General features: G+C 68.7%; 3 protein-coding genes. All 3 read left to right on the top strand.

All coding sequences use genetic code 11. From position 1 onward, the window contains the following. Positions 1-343 (top strand): alpha/beta hydrolase (locus B1A78_RS20940; RefSeq protein ID WP_144037945.1); only part of this gene is annotated, 343 nt, incomplete at its 5' end. After that, entirely contained in the window at positions 343-1,827 is a 1,485-nt protein-coding gene (gene treF / locus B1A78_RS20935; RefSeq protein ID WP_256839727.1) for an alpha,alpha-trehalase TreF, read from the top strand. The genes B1A78_RS20940 and treF, both read left to right, overlap by 1 nt. 25 nt (positions 1,828-1,852) lie before the next feature. Then, on the top strand, positions 1,853-3,436 hold the full coding sequence (locus B1A78_RS20930; protein ID WP_256839725.1) for a long-chain fatty acid--CoA ligase: 1,584 nt from the start codon (positions 1,853-1,855) through the stop codon (positions 3,434-3,436). Positions 3,437-3,478: the final 42 nt, after the last annotated feature.

Here is a 3,478-nt window from a genome sequence, read left to right as displayed (position 1 = left end):
CGGCGATTGCGAGGCCTTTCTGCCGCCGATCATGGGCGAGCGCACCGCCGCCGCGACGCTCGACGAATATTGCGCCGGCGCCGACCGCAGCGATCCCTTGCTTTCACCCGCGCGCGGCGACCTGTCGGGGCTGCCGCCGATGCTGCTGATGACCAGCACGCGCGACCAGTTGCTCAGCCACACGATCCTCGCCGACCTCGCGCTGCGCCGCGCCGGAGTCGATGTCGACCTGCGCGTCTACGAGGGCATGGCGCACGCCTTCTGGGCGTGGATCGAATGCCCCGAGACCGACGTCGCGCTCGCCGCGCAGGCCGGTTTCTTCAGCCGGCACCTGCCACGCTGATGGGCGCCGAGCCCAGCCCCGCCGACCTCTATGGCCCGCTCCTCGCCAAGGTGCAGGAGCGCGCGATCCTGCCCGACGGCAAGACCTTCGTCGACGCGCTGGCAAAGCGCCCGGTCGCCGACATCATGCGCGACTTCGCCGACCTCGCCGCGGGCGACGACGCACTGCGCGCCTTCATCGCCGCCAATTTCGACCTGCCCGCCGCCTCGCTCGCCGCGCGGCCCGCGGTCTTGCCGCTGCGCGAACATATCCGCGCCCTCTGGAAGGATCTGGCGCGCGCGCCGAAAAAGGCGGCCAGCGGATCGGCGCTTCCCGTCCAGCACCGCCATGTCGTGCCCGGCGGCCGCTTTCGCGAAATCTATTATTGGGACAGCTTCTTCACGATGCTCGGCCTCGTCCGCGACGGCGAACTCGAGCTCGCCAACGGCATCGTCGACGCGCTGACCGACCTCATCGAAACGCATGGCCATATCCCCAACGGGTCGCGCACTTACTATCTCGGCCGCTCGCAGCCGCCGCTCTTCCACATGATGGTCGAACTGCTCGGCGACGAGCGGCCCGAGGTCGCGGCACGCCGGCTGTCGGCGATGAAGCGCGAACATCGCTGGTGGATGGAGGGCGCCGACGGCCTTGCCCCCGGCGAGCAGGTCGCGCGCGTCGTCCGCCTGCCCGACGGCGATCTGCTCAACCGCTATTGGGACCCGCGCAGCACACCGCGCGACGAAAGCTGGCGCGAGGATGTCGCCACCGCCGCCGAGGGCGACCGCCCCGCCGAGACCGTCTATCGCGACCTGCGCGCCGGCGCCGAGAGCGGCTGGGACTTTTCGTCGCGCTGGCTGGGCGGCGCGGCGTTGTCGTCGATCCGCACGACGACAATCGCGCCGGTCGATCTCAACGCCTTTCTCTACGGCCTCGAAAGGACGATCGCGGCGAGCGGCGACGCCGACGCTGCGCTTTATGCCGACCATGCCGAAGCCCGGCGCGCGGCGATGGACCGCCATCTGTGGCATGCCGCGGGCGGCTATTTCGCCGACTACGACATCGACGCGGGCGCAATCAGGACCCCGCTCACCGCCGCCGCGCTCGCGCCGCTCCTCGTTGTCGCGGCGACGCAGCACCAGGCCGATGCGACGGCGAAGGCGGTCGAAAAAGGCCTGCTGGCTCCCGGCGGGCTGAACACGACCTGCGCGCTGACCGGCCAGCAATGGGACCGCCCGAACGGCTGGGCACCGCTGCAATGGATCGCCGTCGCGGGGCTGCAGCGCTATGGCCATGACGCGCTCGCCCGCGACATCGCGCGGCGCTGGGTAGCCACCGTCGGCGCGACCTTCGCGCGTACCGGGCTATTGTTCGAGAAATATGATGTCGAGGCCGCGGGCATCGGCGGCGGCGGCGAATATCAGACGCAGACCGGGTTCGGCTGGACAAATGGCGTCACGGCGGATTTTATCGACCGCTACGATCTGGTGCCGCCGACGGCGTGATTCCAGCGCCGCGAAAGGAGAGACGATGCTTCCCGGTTTGATGCAGGATGCCCCGCTGCAGATCAGCGCCATCCTGACCCACGCGGCGCGCGCGCATGGCGGGCGCGAGATCGTGTCGAAGCTCGTCGACGAACCGCTGTGGCGCTACGACTGGGCGGGCTGCGAACGCCGCTCGCGGCAGGCGGCGCAGATGCTCGGCACATTGGGCATCGCCGGCGGCGACCGCGTCTCCTCGCTCGCATGGAACACGCACCGCCATCTCGAGCTTTTCTACGCCGTCCCCGGTATCGGCGCGGTACTCCACACCGCCAACCCGCGGCTCAGCGACGACCAGATCGCCTTCACGATCAACCATGCGGGCAGCCGTGTCCTGTTTTACGAACCGAACCTCGCCGACCTCGTCGAGCGGCTGAAGCCGCTCCTCCCCGCGATCGAACATTATGTGCTGCTCGCCGCGTCCTATGAGGCTCTGATCGCCGCCGAGGACGGCGCGTTCGACTGGCCGCGCTTCGACGAAAATGCCGCCGCCTTCCTCTGCTACACCTCGGGCACCACCGGCGACCCGAAGGGCGTGCTCTACAGCCACCGCTCGATCGTGCTCCACGGCATGGCAGCAGGCTTGAGCAGTGCCTTCGGTTTCAGCGCCTTCGACACGATCATGCCCTGTTCGTCGATGTATCATGCGACCGCGTGGGGCCTGCCCTTCACCGCCGCGATCAACGGTTGCAAGCTTGTCCTTCCGTGCGACCGGATGGACGGCGCCAGCCTCGCGGGGCTGATCCTCGACGAGGGCGTGACCTTCTCGGGCGGCGTGCCGACGATCTGGACGATGTATCTCGCGCATCTCGAAACCAGCGGCCAGGGCGTCGGCGACTTGAAGCGCCTCGTCATCGGCGGGTCGGCGGTGCCGCGTGCGATGGCCGAGACCTTCCGCGAAACCTATGGCGTCACCGTGCTCCAGATTTGGGGGATGACCGAAACCAACCCGCTCGGCGTGATCGCGACCCCGACCCCGCTGCTGCTCGCCGAGGGTGAGGATGTCGCGCAGGAAACGATCCTGACGCGGCAAGGGCGGATGCAGTTCGGCATCGAACTTCGCATCATCGACGACGAGGGCGTGCCGCTGCCTTGGGACGGCGAAGCGGCGGGCAAGCTGCAGGTGCGCGGGCCGTGGGTCGTCGCGCGCTATTATCCCAATCTTCCCGCCGCCGATACGGGCGGCTGGTTCGACACCGGCGACATCGGCACGATCGACCGCTTCGGCTTCCTGCGGCTCACCGACCGCGCCAAGGACGTGATCAAGTCGGGCGGCGAATGGATCAGCTCGATCGACCTCGAAAATGCCGCAGTCGGCTGCCCCGGCGTGCGCATCGCGGCGGTGGTCGGCGTCTATCACCCGAAATGGGAGGAGCGCCCGCTGCTCGTTATCGAGGCGCACGAAGGCCAGGCAGTCACCGCCGCCGCCATCCGCGCGCATCTCGAAAGCCGCGTCGTGCGCTGGTGGATGCCCGACGACATCCTCTTCGACACCGTCCCGCTCACCGCGACGGGCAAGATCGACAAAAAGACGCTGCGCGACCGCTATCGCGATCATCTGGCGGGCGGCTGATCGCGGACGGGGATTGAGCGAGCCGTTTTCCCCTCCCGCAAG

Origin of the sequence: Sphingopyxis sp. KK2 (assembly GCF_001990265.1) — a bacterium.
Classification (GTDB): domain Bacteria; phylum Pseudomonadota; class Alphaproteobacteria; order Sphingomonadales; family Sphingomonadaceae; genus Sphingopyxis.
The sequence above is the reverse complement of the archived record's forward strand: the minus strand, read 5'-3'. Positions and strand labels throughout refer to the sequence as shown.